A 1,344-nucleotide genomic window follows, 5' to 3' on the forward strand; every position below is an offset into this window, starting at 1 on the left:
CAGCGGGCACTTCAGGCGGGCCGTAAGGGCTACTGGCATCGGTTCTGCGGCGGGCGCGCGGTGTGGATGCCCCCGAGGGATCCGGAACGCCCGGCCGGCTGGCTGGGGAGTGCTTAATGGGCTGTAGGAAACGGCGGGGCGAGTCCCCGCCTTTTCTTTTGGGTAATCGAAAACTTCGGAGATGCGGCTTCGAACGAGCGTCTCGGCGGAGGGCGATGCGAGGGCGATGCCTACGGCTCGCCCGGTTTCTCGTGGCATGCTGGCTCCATGTGCGGACGAATGACGCGTTACAGCGCGACCAGCGAGCTGGCCATGCGCTATTTCCAGGTGCCGGTCGATGCGGGTTTCGACGCACCGCGGTACAACGTCGCGCCGGGGACGGAGCTGGAAGGGTTCCGGGCGGGCGACGATGGACGGGCCGCCTTCCTGGCGATGTTCTGGGGCTTTCGTCCGCAACGGGTGGAGGAGGGACCGCGGCCCATCAACGCGCGGGCCGAGAAAGTGGCCACCAGTCCGTATTTCCGCTCGGCGTTCGCCCATCGCCGCTGCATCGTGCTGGCCGATGGCTGGTACGAGTGGCGGCGGACGGAGCAGGGGAAGCAGCCGTATTACATCACTTTGGCTGAAGATGCGCCGCAGGACGTGCTGATGATGGCGGGGATCTGGGAACCCACCGCCGACGGCGGCGCCTGCTGCGCCATCATCACCGAACCCGCATCGGACCGTCTGGCGCACATCCACGAGCGCAAGCCCCTGGTGCTGGATGCGGCCTGCCGCTGGGACTGGCTGGACCCGGCACTCACCGAACGGGCAGCCATCCGGGCGCGGACGCAGCGCCTGAACCCCGAGGCGCTTAGGTACCACCCGGTGTCCACCCGCGTGAACCGGCCTGCCGAAGACGACCCGTCGCTGATCGAAGCGATTGCCTGATGGGCCCCAGAGCCTTTATTCGCGTTCCTCGTCCCGTTCCTGGCCCGCGTCCACCAGCGGATCGCCGCCCAAGTGGTCCCGCAGGGCCTCGTACTGGCGCAGCGCCGCAAGCAGCTTCACGAACTCGCTTTCGTGCAGCAGGACCACGCGCGAGCCGTCCTTGATGCGAACGAACTCGGGGTGCAGGACCAGTTCTTTGAAGGCGATTTCGTTGGACATGGGGGCTCTCGCTTCCGAAGTCGATTCGGATGGGTATACACATTCCGCACGTGCGTCGGACGCTATGTTCCCGCGGCCGGGCGACAGAAACGGACGCGCGGATGGGCCACCCTGAAGGTCCAATCCATTCGCCGGGGTTGTCATGGATATTCTGAAAGTCGTTTGTGCCTTCCTGCTCGTTGCGCTGACGGGGTG

2 protein-coding genes are annotated in these 1,344 nt (G+C 66.1%); one reads left to right on the forward strand and one right to left on the reverse strand.

What is annotated here, in order from left to right; all coding sequences use genetic code 11:
- Positions 1-279: 279 nt before the first annotated feature.
- A complete protein-coding gene (locus F620_RS0114145; protein WP_019571096.1) occupies positions 280-930 on the forward strand; it encodes an SOS response-associated peptidase in 651 nt (216 codons plus the stop codon).
- Between the two features lie 15 nt (positions 931-945).
- On the opposite strand, the gene F620_RS0114150 is transcribed toward F620_RS0114145, so the two are convergent.
- Positions 946-1,149, reverse strand: a complete 204-nt coding sequence (locus tag F620_RS0114150) for a hypothetical protein (RefSeq protein WP_019571097.1) — start codon at positions 1,147-1,149, stop codon at positions 946-948.
- Between the last annotated feature and the right edge of the window lie 195 nt (positions 1,150-1,344).

The sequence above is a fragment of the Thioalkalivibrio sp. ALE11 genome (genome assembly GCF_000381205.1).
Taxonomy (GTDB): Bacteria; Pseudomonadota; Gammaproteobacteria; order Ectothiorhodospirales; family Ectothiorhodospiraceae; genus Thioalkalivibrio.

What these genes read in the sequence shown, in the direction of transcription:
- F620_RS0114150 (WP_019571097.1), bottom strand. Translation starts at nt 1,149, where the DNA reads ATGTCCAACGAAATCGCCTTCAAAGAACTGGTCCTGCACCCCGAGTTC.
- F620_RS0114145 (WP_019571096.1), top strand. Translation starts at nt 280, where the DNA reads ATGACGCGTTACAGCGCGACCAGCGAGCTGGCCATGCGCTATTTCCAG.